The following is a 16,006-nucleotide window of genomic DNA, read 5'->3' as shown; positions in this document are numbered from 1 at the left end:
GCATCTTCCGCCCATGCCAGCAGCTACGCCGCCAGAGCGTCATCCGCAGCCTGCTTGATCAGCCATTCGATGTGATTTGACCACATCTGCAACACCTCGCGCTTCTCCTTGACGTTGCTATAGAGATTGTAGATTTCGCCAATGTCTGTCAAGGACGCCGCCTTGTGATTCAGTATGTGCTCGATGACGTGTGGCAATACCTGCCGCCTGCCGAGATTTGTCGCGAGCGTCCTGCGCAGATCGTGAAGGGTCCAGTTCTCCAAAGCCACCCCGTCAGTATTGACCTTGCCGTCTAGAGCCTTCTTGCCCTTCGCGTAGCCTGAGAAGTGGCTTCTTTCGTTGCCCCTCGCAGGGAAAAAAACGTGTCATTGGTCTTCGGTACCGTCTGGGGGACCGACACCGCCAGTGTGGACAGCGGAATAAGCGTAGGCTCTTCGTTCTTCGTGCGGTCACCCGATAGTTCCATGTTCCGGCTTCAAGGTTGAGGACCAACGCATCGCGGCAACTTCCGTACGCCTCTGTCCGGTCAGAATGAGCAGCTTGACGATGGAGCCGAACGAATAGCCGATATCGCCCGGTTCGGGCTCACAGCCCGTTCATATAGCCGCCAGTTCGGCATCGTTCACCACTCGCTTGCGCTTGACGATCGGGGCCGGATCCGGATTTTCCAATCCCTCGCGGGGAAACCGCGGATGAGCCGTTGCGGCGGTTTGCGACACCAGTTGAAAAATGCCCGCATACACCAGAAGGCCGTGTTAGCCGCTTGCGGGTGACCCCCGGCGACGATCTTCTTGGTGATGTTAGCAATGTCGGTGTCGATCACATGGTGGATAGAGCGACTCCCGAGGGCAGGCACAAGATACCGGTTCAGGCTGGCCTCGACCAGTGCGGTGTTTTGAGGGTCGTTACTCGGCGGCCTGGAGGTGACCGCCATCGCCGTCCTCGGTATCGTCAGCGCTGATATGCGCCTGATCGGCAAGGAAGGCTGGCAGTTCCGATGGAGCTATGCTGGAATTTGGGTGACGAGGCTGATCAAGCGGCGCTCTGCGGCTTCGTTTCGATGACCTGGATTCCGTCCAGGAACCTGGCACCTGCGATGAGTTTCGGCAACTGATTTTGTCCTTTCAATCGTCGCCACTTCCTGGCCGCGGCCAACAGCTTGAAGACCATCAGCTGGGCGGTTTTCGAGGATAGCGAGCCCTTGGTACGCACCGTGCGATAGCGAACGGTTGCAAAGACGCTTTCGATGGGATTGGACGTTCGCAGATGATCCCAGTGTTGGGCGGGGAAATCGTAGAGCGCCAGCGACGCAATATGATCTTTCGTCAGGCAGTCGACCGCCTTGGCATACGCCTCGGCCTCCATCTCGATCGCATGCGCAAGCAATTTGCGCGCGCCGCTGCGAAGTACATCCGTCAGGGTATCATCGATTTCGTCGGGCTGACGAAGGCGAACAATGTGTTGATAGTCTCGTTCATGGCGTATCACTCTCCTTGAGAGGTACTGGCAGGCTTCATCCCCCGCCTCGATACGCCGCTCTCCTCAAGCCGCCATCATCCAGTTTCCGCCATGGCTCCCCCTGATTGATCCGCTTCACCTGTGCAACTGCACAGGCTGCCCTAGCGGGGAGATTGGCCTCCAATGGCGAAAGCTTGCCGCAGGAGACCCTCCGATGACCGTGCCTATGGCGCCGCCGCTACGACAACTTGCCGACAAGCAGCGTGCGATCCACTGCCGCGCTACTGCGCCTTCAAGGGACGTCTGGATCGCGACGCAGGAGCCGATGACCGTTACGGGATCAATTCCAGGTCGCGCTGGCCGTCGCTGTGCCAGTTCGACGGTCTGGTGGCAATTTGGGCACATCTTCTGTCGCCGACAGTGGCGATGGCTGACGCTTCAACGAAACGGGGTCTTCGACGTCTGCTGCCTTCGCCGATGCTTTGCGAAGTGGCATAATGTTTCGACGCACGCAGGCGCGGGCAGGGGATGTCAGTCATGAATCTCCTGACTGGCGCGGATCAGGCCGATTGGCGGGATGAAAGATCATACGACTACACCGCTGGCCTGACGCTGCGGGAGTGGGCTTGGGAGTTCTTACGCCGCAATCCAGCGTTCCAGCGCGATCTGACCGCTGCGCGCCAGCATTGCAAGACTTGGTCTCTCCAATCCTTTCTCGATATGGTCGCGTCGGCCGGCGACCTGTCACGCTGGGGTGTTCTGTTTCGCGGAGTCTTGTGGCCGCGCTTCGGTCGTATTCTGGTGTCCGCTCTGGTGCGTCCATGTGCTGCCGGTCATTGCGGAACGGTTGCCTGCCTCGTCGCCGACACCGCCGTTCGAACTCTCGGCATTGCCCTGTCGTGCAATCGTCCTGCTGGCGCCCGACAAGAGCCAGCATGTTCTTCTTCGCAATGCGGACCACGCGCTGCAGCTCGCCGTCTCGGGCGCGAATATCCTCCACCCTGTTTGCCTGCATACGCAAGCCATCTGGCCCGCGGTGCTTTTAAAGCATCGACTGAGGGGACTGGAGTGCCTCAATGCTCTCAGTCTAGGGCAACAGTTGCCCCCCCGCTTGTTTGCGCCGGAAAAGCGCGGCGTTCGTTTGTCCTTCGTTCTTCGTGCGCTCGACGGTTCGCTCGCCGGAGCACCTCATCGCGAGCTCGCCGAAGTTCTCATCGGTCAACGGCGCGTCCATGCCGACTGGGCGGATCCTCGCGATCATCTGCGCGACCGCATCCGTCGGGCCGTCTCGCGTGGCCGCGCGCTCATGAATGGTGGCTACAGAGATTTCCTAATTTGAAAAGCGACAGTCCGCGCTGTGCGTCGGTGGATGAACGTTCGCTCGCAGCTGTACCCGTCACCAACAGTTCGCCCGCCGACAGGACTGCATGGCGCCTTGCAAGTGCGCTCTGGTCTAGCTTGTCGATGCCGAAATGAGATGGGCGAGGGTGCCAAGGCGGTGGTTCATTAGGGCCGGCCTCGACCTGGACGCACATCATTGGTCGGAAAGCGGCGTGCACCGCAATGTCGCCATAGCAGCCAAGATCCTTTGAGGCCGGACCTGCAGTCCTGTTGGACCGGCGGGTGCAACAATATGGAGGGATCTGAGGCCTCACACCGTTCCCTGGTCGACAGCTCGGTCAACATAGCACCCACCGCTTGATTATGGAAATGGTGTGCCTGGAGTGCAGCGAGTAGCGGCTTGCTGCGCACTGTCCTAAGAATAGCAGTCATGACCCGTCTGGGGTTCTGCAACACGACGATTCAACCGCTTGGGCATTGTCGCATATCCCACAATGTAGAATGCGCAACAGGGCAAAAGCTGATCCATCGGCGGTTTATCAATGCTTTTTGGCTTGGCACGGCACATGCAACGCAATCGGCAAAAGGCGCACGAACTGAGTGGCCCATCGGCCCTAGGAGCGCTGACTTATGCCCTCCCAAGGCATGTCCGGCCCGACAGCGAGCTCAGTCTCCTGCCGGGCATCCGTGTTTCAGGTCAACGGCGTTTGGAACTTCCAATTAGGTGGCGGCATTGACCGCAGGCCGCCCCCCGGTGGGGCGGAGAGACAGTGCAGCAGGTTTCAAATCCCGCCCATGCAAAGATATTTCATTTCCAGATAGTCCTCGAGGCCATGACGGGAACCCTCCCGCCCGATGCCGGATTGTTTGATCCCGCCAAACGGTGCCGCCTCCGAGGACATGCGTCCCGTGTTGATGCCAACCATGCCATATTCCAGAGCCTCTGCCACACGCCAGACCCGCTTCAGGTTTGAGGCATAGAAGTATGCGGCGAGGCCGTATATCGTGTCATTGGCCTCGCGCACGACCTGATCCGCATCGTTGAAGCGAATGATCGGCGCGAGCGGCCCGAATGTCTCCTCTTGCGCGACTGCCATGACGCTGGAAATCTCGGTGAGGACCGTGGGTTCGAAAAACGTGCCATTCTTGCCGATACGCTGGCCCCCGCATCGTATTGTGCCGCCTTTCGCAATGGCATCTGCGACGTGAGACTCGATCTTGGCCAGAGCATGCTTGTCGATGAGCGGTCCGATGTCCACTCCGGCATCGAATCCGTCGCCAACCGACAAGTGCCGGATTCTTTCCACGAATTTCTTGACGAACTCATCGTGAACGCTCGATTGGACGTAAATGCGGTTCGCGGAAACGCAGGTCTGGCCGGCATTGCGGAACTTCGCCTGGACCGCACCGTCAACAGCACCGTCAATGTCGGCATCATCGAAGATGATGAAAGGTGCATTGCCGCCGAGTTCAAGGCTGACCTTCTTGATCTGGTCAGAGCACTGACGCATCAGCAGCCGTCCGACCTCGGTCGAACCGGTGAAGCTGATCTTTCGAATCTTGGAATTGGTGCAGAGTTCACGGCCCACGCGATCACCTTCGGACGCATAGATCAGGTTGACCACGCCATCGGGAAAGCCGGCCTGATGGGCGAGGGCGAACATTGCGCCAGCCACGAGCGGCGTCTGTTCAGCGGGCTTGAGCACGATTGTGCAGCCCGCAGCCAAGGCCGGCGAGATTTTGCGCGCCACCATGGAGGCCGGGAAATTCCATGGCGTGATCGTGCCAACAACGCCGATGGGCTGCTTGATCACTAGCATTCGGCGGTCTGTCGAGGGTGCCGAGATCGTCTCGCCATAGACGCGATTGGCCTCCTCGGCATACCATTGCAGATACGCCGCCGCATGCGATACCTCTGAAATGGCTTCGGCAAGCGGCTTGCCCATTTCCGCAGTCAGAATCGCGGCGAGATCGCCTGCATGGTCGATGATCAGCTGATGCCATCGCCAAAGAACGTCGCTACGTTCTCGGGCCGTCAACGCGGCCCATCCCGACTGCGCAACATAGGCCTTGTCTACCGCAGCACGTGTCTCCTCCACGCCCATATCGGGAAGCTCTGCCAAAACTTCGCCGGTCGACGGATTGACGACCTCGAACGTCTTATTGCCAACTGGTCTGCCGAGTGCCGGCAGGCGGTCGATGGCTCCAAACAGGTGCGGGGATTTCAGACGGCGGATCATCGGCAGGCACAGGGGCAATACCGGATTCCTCCTCAACGCAGCGAACATCCAGGTCGACAGGCCGTCAGTGTGTATTCTGCACCAGTGGGTTCGTCGTAGGGCCTCGGCAAAGCAGCTGGTAGACCACGCTAGCCCGATGAAAAGACAGCAGTTTCGTTAGTTTGAGTGCCCGCGGTTCATCAATTGATGGATTAAGCAGTCGGATGTTTGCTTCATCCACCATGCCTGCTGGTGGCATGCGACTGAATTCTGCAAAAAGGCGGCATACATGCTGAGGAGCGCCATTTCGGCGAGAGGCCGCCGGACCGCCAATGCCGCGCAAGGTCGGCGAAAACGACTCCGCGCGTCTGCATGATCTGCTTGGCCCACGGGCCTCCACATTCGCTCTTCCCACGAGAAGCCCCGATGAAGAAGGAAGGTGAGATGAGTTTCTTTACTCATCCTTGCCGCCCAGCGGCGGGCCGACCACCAAAATGGCGGGCTCGGCCGAAAGCAGCTTTTTGGCCGCCGCCTTGACCTGTTTGAGCGTCACCCGACCGATGCTGCGGGCGCGACGCTGGTTGTAGTCGACGTCGGCCTTGTGAATCTGCAAATCCAGGAGCCGGTCTGCAATCGAGCGGGTCGAGCCCAGTTGGTCGATGGCATAGGCGCCGATCAGGTGCTTCTTCGACGCCTTGAGCTCGGCCCCGGTCGGTCCTTGCTGCGCCATCTGCTTTACCACATCTCGCACGATGCTCAGTGTTTGGGCAGCGCAGTCCGAGCGTGTCTCTGTCGTAACCAGAAGCGAGTCAAGGGTTAGTTCAGAGCTGACGTGATAGGCAAGGCCGCGTTTTTGACGTACCTCCTCGTAAAGGCGGGAAGTCAAGTATGAGCCGCCAAGGATGTCGTTCAGCAGCACGGCCGCGTAGAAATCCGGCGCGCTAGGCTTCACGCCAGGCCAGGCCAACGTCAGCGAAGTCTGCGGCAGGTCGTAGTTCTCCTCCACCAGTTGACCGAGTTTCGGCGCGACATCGTAGACGGGGACGAGGGTTTGTTGCTCAGGCAAATCACCAAACAGCTGGTCAAGCCTTTCCCTCAACGTGTTCGCGTCAATGTCACCCACCACGGCAATATGGAGCCCGTCGCGAGCGAAAATGGCCTGGTGGAAGGCGCGGAGGTCGGACGGCGTGATGCCGGGCAGGCTCTCTTTTGTGCCTTCTCCCAGCCTTGAACAAGGATGCGCGCCATAGATCGCGCGCAGCCATTTGCGCTGAGCGATGGCGTTAGGGTCTCGCTCGCTGCCGACGATGCGGGAGACAATCTCGGCGCGGACGCGATCGATCGGCCCCTGCTCGAAGCGCGGCGCGTTCAGCGCGAGCCGAAGCAGGCCGAACGCCGCGTCCTGCTTTTTGGAAAGCATGCACATCGATCCGTAGATGTCGTCGCTTTGCGCGTCCAAACTCATTTCGGCGCCGGCATGGTCGAGCTTCACCTGGAAGGCACCGCTGTCGTAATGGCCAGCGCCTTCGATGAACAGGCCGGCCATCAGTTTGGCCATCCCCTCCTTCCCGACCGGGTCCTGCTTGGTGCCGCCCTTGAAGGCAAAGCCGATGTTGACGATTTCCACTGTGTGGTCCTCCACCAGCCAGGCGATGATGCCCTTTTCGGACTTCACCTCCTGGATGTTCATCGCAGCATGGGGCCGAGCGCCGAGCGTCATCTCTTGATTCTCCGTCTTGGGCAAGAGATAGCCCGTGGTCGAACGGTCGAACGCGAGATAGCGGGCGGCAACTGCTTTGATTTGCTCGGGGGTAACCTTGCGGATGCGATTCGGCCGTTCCTCGACATCCTTCACGGTACCGCCGGTGGCCAGCGTCGAGCCGTAGATGCTGGCGAGCCAGTCCAGGTTGTCTTCCGCAAAGATCATATTGAGCAAATAGTGGTCCTTGGCCTTGCCTAGTTCCTCGTTGCTGACACCATCCTCGGCAATGCGGGCAACTTCGGCAGCGGCCGCCGCTTCGAGATCAGCCAGCTTGGCATCGCCGCGCGGTGCGCCATAGATGGCGAACTTGGTGTCGTCGAGCATAGTGCCCTGGAAATAGACGCGGGCGCTGGAAGCGATACCTTGCTGGACAGCGAGCGCCTGGTAGAGCCGGCCGCGGTTACCGCCGCCGAGAATTTCGGCCAGCAGGTCGAGCGCTTCGGCCTCGCCCGGCTTGGCGGTGTGGTAGGACGGCACCACCCACTGCGTCGAAAAACTGGGCACGCTGACGCGGGCGTCTGAGAGCGTGACGGTGCGCCTGGTGTTCTGCTCGGGCTCAACCGGCCGGATGCGCGGCGGCAGGTCAGGTCCGCGCGCCACCTTGCCATAGGTCTTTTCGGCCAGCGCCCGCACCGTGTCCGGTTCGACATCGCCGGCCACGATCAGCACGGAGTTGTTGGGCCAGTAGTACTTTTCATAGAAGACGGTGGCGTCGACGCGGTTCAGCTGCTCGATCTCCTGCATCCAGCCGATGATCGGGATGCGATAGGGGTGGTTCTGCCACAGCGTCGCGTCGATCTCCTCATGGAGAACGTCCTGCGGGTTGGTGTCGGTGCTTGAGCGGCGCTCCTCGATGACCACATCGCGCTCGGTCTTGACGACATCGTCGGTCAGGATGAGGTTTCGCATTCGGTCGGCCTCGAAGCTCATCATCAGCTCGAGCGCCGACGGCGCCACTGTCTGATAGAAGGCGGTGTAGTCGGAGGAGGTGAAGGCGTTGTTGGAGCCGCCGATCTCGAACACTGCGCGGTCGAATTCGCCGCCCGCATGGTTGGTCGTCGCCTTGAACATCAGATGCTCGAAGAAATGGGCGATGCCGGATTTGCCCGGCGGCTCGTCGGCGCTGCCGATCTTGTACCACACCATGTGGGTGACGATCGGCGCCCGGTGGTTGGGAATGACGACCACCTCCATGCCGTTGTCGAGCACGAAATCCCTCGCCTTGCCGTCCTCCCATGCGACGGGGATCGGAGCCGGCCCCGCGCCGACCAACTCGGACGCAACGGACGTCCTGCGAAGCCCATGAGTGCGGGGCTTGCTTGGTAGTTCTGGTAGGGAGAGTGGGGTTATGGGCTGCGTTCCTGGCAAAGTGATCTGTTCCTCATTTTGAAGGATCTATGTCTCCCGAACGCCTATTGGGAGAAAGTGGATCGGCACGCGACGCCGAGCCACATGAGCCGTCAGCGTGTTGCTGGGCCTGACGCGAGCCTCATCTTTGGATGCGTCCGGGAAACTTTCGGCATGGTGAGGCCATGGGAAGTCTGCTCGTTATCCATTGGGTGTTTGCGGATACCTGAGCATGCCCCGTGCCAAGTAAGAAAGCCCCGATTCGCAAGGTTTGATCCAACCTTGATACTTGCGATATCCGACATTGTCGGGCATCCGACAGAAAGCGCCTTTCGCCGGCGCGCCGGCTATGACGCTCGCCTCCTCCGGCGTGACGACGATCCTTTGGCGGGCGCCGCGCACACCGATCTGCCCGCCTATCAGCACCGCGACATCGAAGGACAGCGCGATCGTGACTGGATGGGTCTTACGCAAACATGCAGCAGTGCCACCGCGATCAGGACTTCATCCGCCCCACAAAGACCCGAGCGCGAGGGACGACGTGTAAGGCAACATGTCATCCTCGATAATGATGCCGCGCATAAAGAGGTAAGGTCCCTCGTCGTACCGGCGAGCCCCTTCGCTGGGTCTCGCGAGGGTCTGGTTTGCGAACGTCGACCGACAGCATCACGGCATGGGCGGCCCCATCGGTAGGCAAGCATTGACCGTGCCATCAGCGTTGAGGCAGCGCAGAGCCCAATTTCCCGGTGCCAGCCGGTACGTTGGAGCTTCAACTGTGGCCAGCCAAGCGGGCCGAGGCCGTGAAACTCCTGATACCCTGGACCGTCCGGATTGCAACGCACGACGCCTTGGTCTCGCGCCAACGTCCATTGACGCTCAGCGAAGCATCATGCGGACGAGCTGGGAAAGCTTGGCCGGGCCGGCGCCTTCCCAGGCGCATGGGACGCGCGACGACCCATGTGGACCTTGGATTTCACTACGCACTTACGCTGCTTTGGCCTTGTCAGCAGCCTGAGCATAAAGCGTGCTCAGCTTTCAGGGCGAGCCTCTTTCATGTTGATAGCATCTGTCGTCATTCAGGATCGCCCCATTTTCGCATGCCGCTTGCAGCTTTCAGACTGTTGTCAGCCAGGGCCGCCATAAAGGGTCTCGTTTAACGCATTCGGGAGGCTTCATCACTCGACCACATTAATTTCGGGCCGTTCGCCGGCGCTCCGAATGGCACTTAACACCAGATCCTCTCCAAACCCGTGATGATCCAAGAGGAAAACGAAAAATCCCTAAATCATAAAAAAGCACCGATACGGTCGGCTCCAGGCTGATGAAATTGCGGTCTCACTGGCCACGCACGATACTTGCGATGGCGATGGCCATTGCAAAGGCCGGTCAAGCACCCAAGACGCTGACAAGCACGCCTCCGACCAAAGCTCGATCGTTGGCAGCCTTTCTAGCCGTATACTTGGGGCATTTTGGGACGGCGATCCGGACGCCGATTAAAACCTGCCGGTCGTCTAAATGGAATGGTTGGTCCGGGTCCTTACTGGACCTGCGCCAACCCGATCGGGCCGGCGCACAGGGGCACCCAGACAATTGGACACGTCGCCTTTGCGCGGCGGCTTGCACTTTCTCGGATGGCCTTTTTTCTCCCCGGGCGAAATCGAGCGAGCGGTGAGGCGGAGCCTTCGATTTTGCCGATCATGTCGTGTCGCTTCGATCGAACTGCTCAGACGATGATAGCGGCATTGATTGCCGCGGCCGAAATGCGTTGTGTGAAGTACGATTTCTACGCCGTATACATACTGCCGTACAGTTCGCCCTGTCAGCAGCCTTGCCAGCAATCCGCCCTGTGTCCAACTGTCGTCGAATTCACCGGTGTCATTGAGGAATTCGTATGATCGCCTCGAAACCATCATTGCGACCGCGGGCGGGCGACGCAAGCTCTAGACTGCCACCGATCCGCTGGATAACCATGTTAGCGATATGTAGACCAAGGCCTGAGCCCGCAGCAGGAGTAGCACCACGACTAAATCGCTTTGTAAGCCCTTCGAGGTCGGGGAGGGGCACCACCGGTCCGGCGTTTGCAATAGCGATGGTTCCATCAGTTTGGACGGAAACTGTTGTCGGAACAGTGGGCAGTCCATGTATCAGCGCATTCTCGATCAGGTTACGAAGGAGGATCCCAAACGCATCGACATCCACTTTGCGCATCAAAGTGGGGCAGCCGTCGACGTTAAGATGCAGGCGTCCGGCATATTGCGGCTTTTTCCTCAGGTCATCGATTTCCAGCCGAACCGATCGGACAAGATCGATCGCGTGATCCGCCATGCCAACCCCCGATTCGGCTTGAGCGAGCTGAAGCACTTTTTCGACAAGGCGGCCAAGGCTCGACAGCGCTTGCTCGATGCCGCGCGCACGCATTTTGGCCGACCCATTGGGAAGCTCGGCCACTAATCTCTGCATCTGAGCGATTGAACCTGCGATCGGCGTGCGCAGTTCATGCGCACTGTTTGCGGCGAACTCGCGTTCGGCCTCGAGAGCCGCCCGCAGACGATCGAGAAGCCGATTGACGGATGCCGCGATTGGAGCCAACTCTGCCGGGAAATCGCCCAAGTCCATTGGTGACAGATTGCCGCCGTCGCGCGATCCGATCTGCTGTCGCAGTACCTCGATTGGCCGCAGCGAGCGCCGGATCACGATCCACCAAACAGCTAAGCTAAAGGGCAGGAGCACGAGTGTCGGAAGGAAGACAAAAAGTGCGCCCTTCGCGATTGTGGTACGGCGGCCATCAAGCGGTTCGGCCAACTGATGATACACGCCGTCTTGGATCTCCTCTGTGTAGACGCGGTAATCAGCGTTTCGCCAAAAGCCGTTACTCAGGGGAGCATCAGGGAAGGGCTGCTGACCCTCTTCCGGTTCAGAAATAAGCACTACCCCGTACTTATTAATAACCTGCTCACGATAGGTCCAGTACTTTTCATAAGTTGGCAAGTGGTTATTGTATTGATCAACGTGTTTTCCATTCAAGACCTTGATCAGCTCTGGTTCTCTGTACTCTGCGCTCCCCTGGAGCAAGTCATCCGAACTTTCGTTTACATTATTGCAAAAAATGAACGCAGCAATGGTTGGGGCGGCGATCCAAACCAGGAGCGTTGCCCCGCCTAACCACGATATCAGCTTTCTCGTCATGCTGTTCGAGTTCGTCATGTGACCACGAGCCTGTATCCGGAGCCACGCACGGTTGCTATTCTATCCCCGCCGATCTTCTTGCGGAGCCGGCTGACATAAACCTCCACTGTGTTGCTCTCGAACTCCGAATTGAATGAATAAAGCGCGTGCTCGATCCTCCCCTTTGAAACGACCGAACCGGGCCGGCGTAGAAGGCAGTCGAGCACCGCCCATTCGCGTCCAGACAGGTGGACCTCCTGCCCGTCGCGGAAGAGGCGTCGCTCGGCTGCCTGTATGGAAAGCGTCCCAACCGAAAATTGCGGCTCCGGAAAATGCCCTTGGCGACGTGCCACTGCACGGATGCGTGCCGAGAGTTCCCCCAGATCGAACGGCTTGACCAAATAGTCGTCGGCGCCAGCGTTGAGCCCCTCGATGCGATGCGAAATCCGATCGCGGGCTGTCAGAATGATGACCGGCGTTGTATCAAGCCCCTTGATCAGCTCCCGCAGATAGTCGATGCCATTGCCGTCCGGCAGGTGAACGTCGAGCAAAATAACGTCGTAGCCGGCCACAGCTGCATGACCGCGCGCTCCGGACAGGCCCTCGGCCCAGTCGACCGCGTGGCCACCAGCCACCAAATGATCGTGCACAGCACTTCTAAGGTCGTCGTCGTCTTCAATGAGCAGTATTCGCATCAGGCTGCCGAGCTCCGGTATGAGGGCAAGGCTCCTGCCTTATTGATCGAAGCTGACAGTAGGCTGAACCGGCGCCAGCGAATATCTGGGGGCTTTCAGGCTGCTGTCAGCTACAATTGCAAGAAAGGGGTCGTTAACAAAGCCAAACGAAGAGGCCTTATGAAACCCCTCCTGATCTCGGCACTTTTGCTCAATGTGACCACCGGCGGCTGTACACTGGTTGGCGGGCAATTCGACGTGGCGGTCAACGAATGGCAGCCGCGCCACGCGTCAATGTCCAGGCTTGAAACTGACAGGTGTCTTAAATACGAGGGCACCGTAGCGGGTGCCTCCAGTTATCGAACAGTGCCTAGCAGGTCAGAAGTGCACTTTGACCATAGGGGTCGTCCGTATTTTCGGCGCTCGCGAACAGAGTCGACGGTCAATCGATGCGCCACTGCCAGAGTCTGGAACGGTCAAGTGTTTGTTATCCCCCGTCCGGGCCATATTCTCTGCCGAGGACCAAGAAGGCCCTATTTTCGGTGCCCACGAACAGAGCCAACGGTCAATCGATGCGCCACTGCCAGGGTCTGGAACGGTCAAGTGTTTGTGATCCCCTGTCCCGGCCGTGTTCTCTGCCGAACTCGCCCTTGTAGTCGGCACACCAAAGATCGTTAGGGCGACAGCCGTTTGAAAGTGGTGTCCCCGTCGCCCTGTTGCGCCTGCGCTTGCGGCGCTCGACCATGCCGTGGCGGTCGAGCACGGCATGCACGGCCGAGATCGCGGGCCGGTGCACATCCGGATACAGCCGGGCCAGCCGCTCGCGTATCTTCGGCGCACCCCATGTCGGCTTGTCTTGCTTGAGGCGCACAATCAGCTTCTCGATTTGAAACGGAAGCTGATTGGCGTGGCGATAGGGCCGCCGCGATCGGTCCGTCAGCCCTCCAGGCCGCTGTCGTTGTAGCGCGTGAGGATCTTGTAGCCGGTCTTGCGCGAGATATCGAACTCCCGGCAAAGCACCGCCATCTTCTCGCGTCCAGCAGCCGGGCGACGAACTTCAGCCGCTCTTCCATGACGTTACACTCCTTCCAAGGCACCTTGCTCTCCTTGCAAAGGGCCGAAAGTGTAACCCATCTATCCGGAATGAACTGTCACCCATCTCTCGGGAAGGAAAGTCATGGCCAAGGCAACTGGAAGCCGAATTTTCTTTTAGAGTATGAATCAGCGCCGTCTGCCGAAAAGCGCGTCCACGATCTTCCCTTTTGAAACGACCGTGCAGGGCTGGGGCAGACGGTAGTCGAGCACCGCCCATCCGCGTCAAGTCAGGTAGACCTCCTGCCCGTCGCGGAAGAGGCGTCGCTCGGCTGCCTGTATGGAAAGCGTCCCAACCGAAAATTGCGGCTCCGGAAAATGCCCATGGCGACGTGCCACTGCATGGATACGCGCTGAGAGTTCCCCCAGATCGAACGGCTTGACCAAATAGTCGTCGGCTCCAGCGTTGAAGCCCTCGATGCGATGCGAAATCCGATCGCAGGCTGTCAGAATGATGACCGGTGCCGATTCAAGTTCCTTGATCAGCTCCCGCAGATAGTCGATCCCATTGCCGTCCGGCAGGTGAACGTCGAGCAAAATAAGGTCGTAGCCGACCACAGCTGCATAATCGCGCGCTTCGGACAGGTTCTTGGCCCAGTCGACCGCGTGGCCACCAGCCACCAAATGATCGTGCATAGCACTTCCAAGGTCCTTATCGTCTTCAGTGAGCAGTATTCGCATCATGCTGCCGAGCTCCGGTATGAGGGCAAGGCTCCCATCTTATTGGTCGAAGCTGACAATAGGCTGAACCGGCGGCAGCGAATTATTTGGGGAGCTTTCAGGCTGCTGTCAGCTACAACTTGCAAGAAAGGGGTCGTTAACAAAGCCAAACGAAGAGCCCCTATGAAACCCGTCCTGAACTCGGCACTTTTGCTCAATGTGACCCCCGGCGGCTGCATCAGCAAATTGATTTGGGAAACAGGCGCGCCGGTTCTAATGACCGACGCAGGCCGAGGTCTGGAGCTGGACCAGCGAACGGCGTCTTCGGTTTTTCAGGCAACAGCCACATGGAAGAATATGATTGGCTCGACCATGCGCCGAGCTTTGTCGAACGGATTGGTCGCGGGCGCACTACCACAGATTATGGCAGGGTTACGCCCTGGCCTTGACACCCGGGGTGATCGTCACCGGCGGAGCCGCGGCGTACTGATCGGATATCTAACGTCGCTGAGTCTCTCGTCGGTGCAGTGGATCTCTCGGCTTAGCCATCATGCAAAAAACGACGGTTCCGCGACACCACTTTTCAGGTCCGTGACACAGGCTTTGTGAGCCGATCTGTTGTTCTTACCCCAGGCTAATGGCTGAACAGCTCTGTCGCCGGCTCGATGCGCCAGATGGCGCGATGTTTTGAACCCTTTCACGAGGCGACGGCAGCAGCCGACCGGCTCTCCTATCGCGGCTCCCGCGATCCACACACCCAACAAGGGAATCTACCATGGTAATGAAGGCACCGGTTGCCGACGCTAGGAATGGGTCGGTAGTAGATCGGCTGGTCGGCATCGACCTCGCTCGGGGCCTGGCTGTCTTCGGGATGTATGCCGCCCATCTCGGTCCCGACCCCGGCGAAGGAGGACTAGTCGGGTTTCTGATGGAACTAACCCATGGGCGGCCGTCGGCCCTGTTTGCCGTATTGGCCGGTTTTTCAATCCTCCTGATTACAGGTCGCAAGGCGCCGAAGTCGGGGATAGCCGGTAGACAGGCCATCGCCAGAGTCGCAATTCGTGCCCTTGTTTTGCTCGCGCTTGGCTCAATCCTGGGCTGCCTCGGTACCCAGGTCGAAGTCATCCTAGAATACTACGGAATTTGCTTCTTGTTGGTATTGCCGCTCCATCGGCTCAGCGCATATCAGCTGGGCTTGATCGCTGCCGCTACGGCATTAGTTCTCCCGCAAGTCCGTTCCTCCCTTCTGTCGGTTGCCCCCAACCTCCTCGACCCGGTCTTCAACCTCATGGTCAACGGCTACTATCCCGCGGTGACCTGGGTTCCTTTCCTCATCGCTGGCATGGCCATCGCGCGCCTTAATCTTAATACGCTAGCAGCGCATTGGCGCCTTGGTCTGGCGGGGGTCGCGCTGGCCGTGTTGGGCCATGGGGGATCCTTGCTCGCGCTGAGTTCCCGCGCTTTGACTGAAACCTCCTTGTGGTGGTCTGACGTTGACGGCGCTTTTGAGCCTTCCAAGTCGTCATTTATAGTCAAGTCGTCATGGATAGCCGCACCTCATAGCGAAACGACGCTTTCGATCGTGGGCAGCACCGGTTGCGCAATGATCATCTTGGCGGCTTGCATGCTCGCTGTGGATGCGCTCCCGCGTCTGCGAAAGCTGGTCTGGCCAATAATCGCAGTCGGCTCGATGTCTTTGACGGCCTATGTGCTGCACATTGCGGGAATAGCCTATCTTATGAAGATAAACATTTTCAAAGACGAGAGCCTGTCCACGCTCTTTGGCTTCGTTGTGGTTATCAGCACTTTTGCGGTGCTTTGGCTGCGCATCTTCCAGCGAGGACCGATGGAAGTGCTGATGGGTAGGGTCGCAGATCTCGCGCGTCACATCCGCTGAGCACCGCCGCGCCCCGGCCTCCCGATCACATTACGGACAAGGTGGGGCTTTGTCCAAAGCTTGTTCGCGGCAGGGGAGGGTACTTCCTCCCAGCCTGCCGCCTTGTTGATGGAAGCTAAAACGGTCGCGCAGGCGCTAGAGTTGCATCGGCATAATCAGCTTAAACTCGCGAAGTTAAACCCGCGGTTGGTCTATCTCGGCCCGCCTCACCTGAAAGGCTAAGGTATCCGTTTCGGTCAAGGGTTTTAGGGGCCATTTTCGCTGCGCCTTGAGGAGAGCGTTTGCTAGGATGAGGAGCTTTCGCAACAAGATGATGACCTTTGCGGGTTTGCCTGCCGCCTTTAGCGCCTGGTATTTTGCCTTGAGGTCGGGGTTGAAGCGCAGGGCGAAG

9 protein-coding genes and 3 pseudogenes are annotated in these 16,006 nt (G+C 59.1%); 2 read left to right on the top strand and 10 right to left on the bottom strand.

The window, feature by feature from the left end; translation table 11 throughout:
• Positions 1–23: 23 nt before the first annotated feature.
• Both EOA19_RS36485 and EOA19_RS29345 read right to left on the bottom strand, forming a co-directional pair.
• Positions 24–152 carry a hypothetical protein gene (locus EOA19_RS36485; protein WP_135907184.1) on the bottom strand — a complete coding sequence of 43 codons (129 nt, stop codon included), beginning with the start codon at positions 150–152 and terminating at the stop codon, positions 24–26.
• A gap of 880 nt (positions 153–1,032) precedes the next feature.
• Positions 1,033–1,488, bottom strand: coding sequence for a transposase (locus EOA19_RS29345; RefSeq protein WP_256748481.1), 456 nt, complete (start codon positions 1,486–1,488; stop codon positions 1,033–1,035).
• Positions 1,489–2,281: 793 nt separating this feature from the next.
• Here EOA19_RS29345 and EOA19_RS29340 point away from each other — a divergent pair.
• On the top strand, positions 2,282–2,797 hold the full coding sequence (locus EOA19_RS29340) for a DUF2285 domain-containing protein (RefSeq protein WP_224570032.1): 516 nt from the start codon (positions 2,282–2,284) through the stop codon (positions 2,795–2,797).
• 784 nt (positions 2,798–3,581) lie between these two features.
• On the opposite strand, the gene EOA19_RS29335 is transcribed toward EOA19_RS29340, so the two are convergent.
• The 8 genes and pseudogenes from EOA19_RS29335 to EOA19_RS29300 form a co-directional block, all read right to left on the bottom strand.
• On the bottom strand, positions 3,582–5,057 hold the full coding sequence (locus tag EOA19_RS29335) for an NAD-dependent succinate-semialdehyde dehydrogenase (protein WP_095769043.1): 1,476 nt from the start codon (positions 5,055–5,057) through the stop codon (positions 3,582–3,584).
• A gap of 415 nt (positions 5,058–5,472) precedes the next feature.
• Positions 5,473–6,198 (bottom strand): annotated as a pseudogene (locus tag EOA19_RS36585) (pitrilysin family protein); the annotation flags it as partial.
• A 549-nt stretch (positions 6,199–6,747) separates the two neighbouring features.
• A pseudogene (locus EOA19_RS29325) lies at positions 6,748–8,052 on the bottom strand (pitrilysin family protein); the annotation flags it as partial.
• A 276-nt stretch (positions 8,053–8,328) separates the two neighbouring features.
• Positions 8,329–8,601 carry a hypothetical protein gene (locus tag EOA19_RS29320; protein WP_024505391.1) on the bottom strand — a complete coding sequence of 91 codons (273 nt, stop codon included), beginning with the start codon at positions 8,599–8,601 and terminating at the stop codon, positions 8,329–8,331.
• A gap of 1,401 nt (positions 8,602–10,002) precedes the next feature.
• Positions 10,003–11,331, bottom strand: a complete 1,329-nt coding sequence (locus EOA19_RS29315; protein WP_063169275.1) for a HAMP domain-containing sensor histidine kinase — start codon at positions 11,329–11,331, stop codon at positions 10,003–10,005.
• Complete coding sequence (locus tag EOA19_RS29310) at positions 11,328–11,987, bottom strand: response regulator transcription factor (RefSeq protein WP_024505389.1); 660 nt, start codon at positions 11,985–11,987, stop codon at positions 11,328–11,330. Before EOA19_RS29310 ends, EOA19_RS29315 begins: the two co-directional genes overlap by 4 nt.
• 619 nt (positions 11,988–12,606) lie before the next feature.
• Positions 12,607–13,039: pseudogene (locus EOA19_RS29305) on the bottom strand (helix-turn-helix domain-containing protein); the annotation flags it as partial.
• Positions 13,040–13,283: 244 nt separating this feature from the next.
• Entirely contained in the window at positions 13,284–13,742 is a 459-nt protein-coding gene (locus EOA19_RS29300) for a response regulator transcription factor (RefSeq protein WP_224570033.1), read from the bottom strand.
• 751 nt (positions 13,743–14,493) lie between these two features.
• On the opposite strand from EOA19_RS29300, the gene EOA19_RS29295 reads away from it, so the two are divergent.
• Positions 14,494–15,615, top strand: a complete 1,122-nt coding sequence (locus tag EOA19_RS29295) for a DUF418 domain-containing protein (RefSeq protein ID WP_063169274.1) — start codon at positions 14,494–14,496, stop codon at positions 15,613–15,615.
• The last annotated feature ends 391 nt before the right edge of the window (positions 15,616–16,006 follow it).

Source organism: Mesorhizobium sp. M7A.F.Ca.US.010.02.1.1 (assembly GCF_004023085.1).
Classification (GTDB): domain Bacteria; phylum Pseudomonadota; class Alphaproteobacteria; order Rhizobiales; family Rhizobiaceae; genus Mesorhizobium.
Note: the sequence above shows the minus strand (reverse complement) of the source record. Positions and strands in the feature narration are given on the sequence as shown.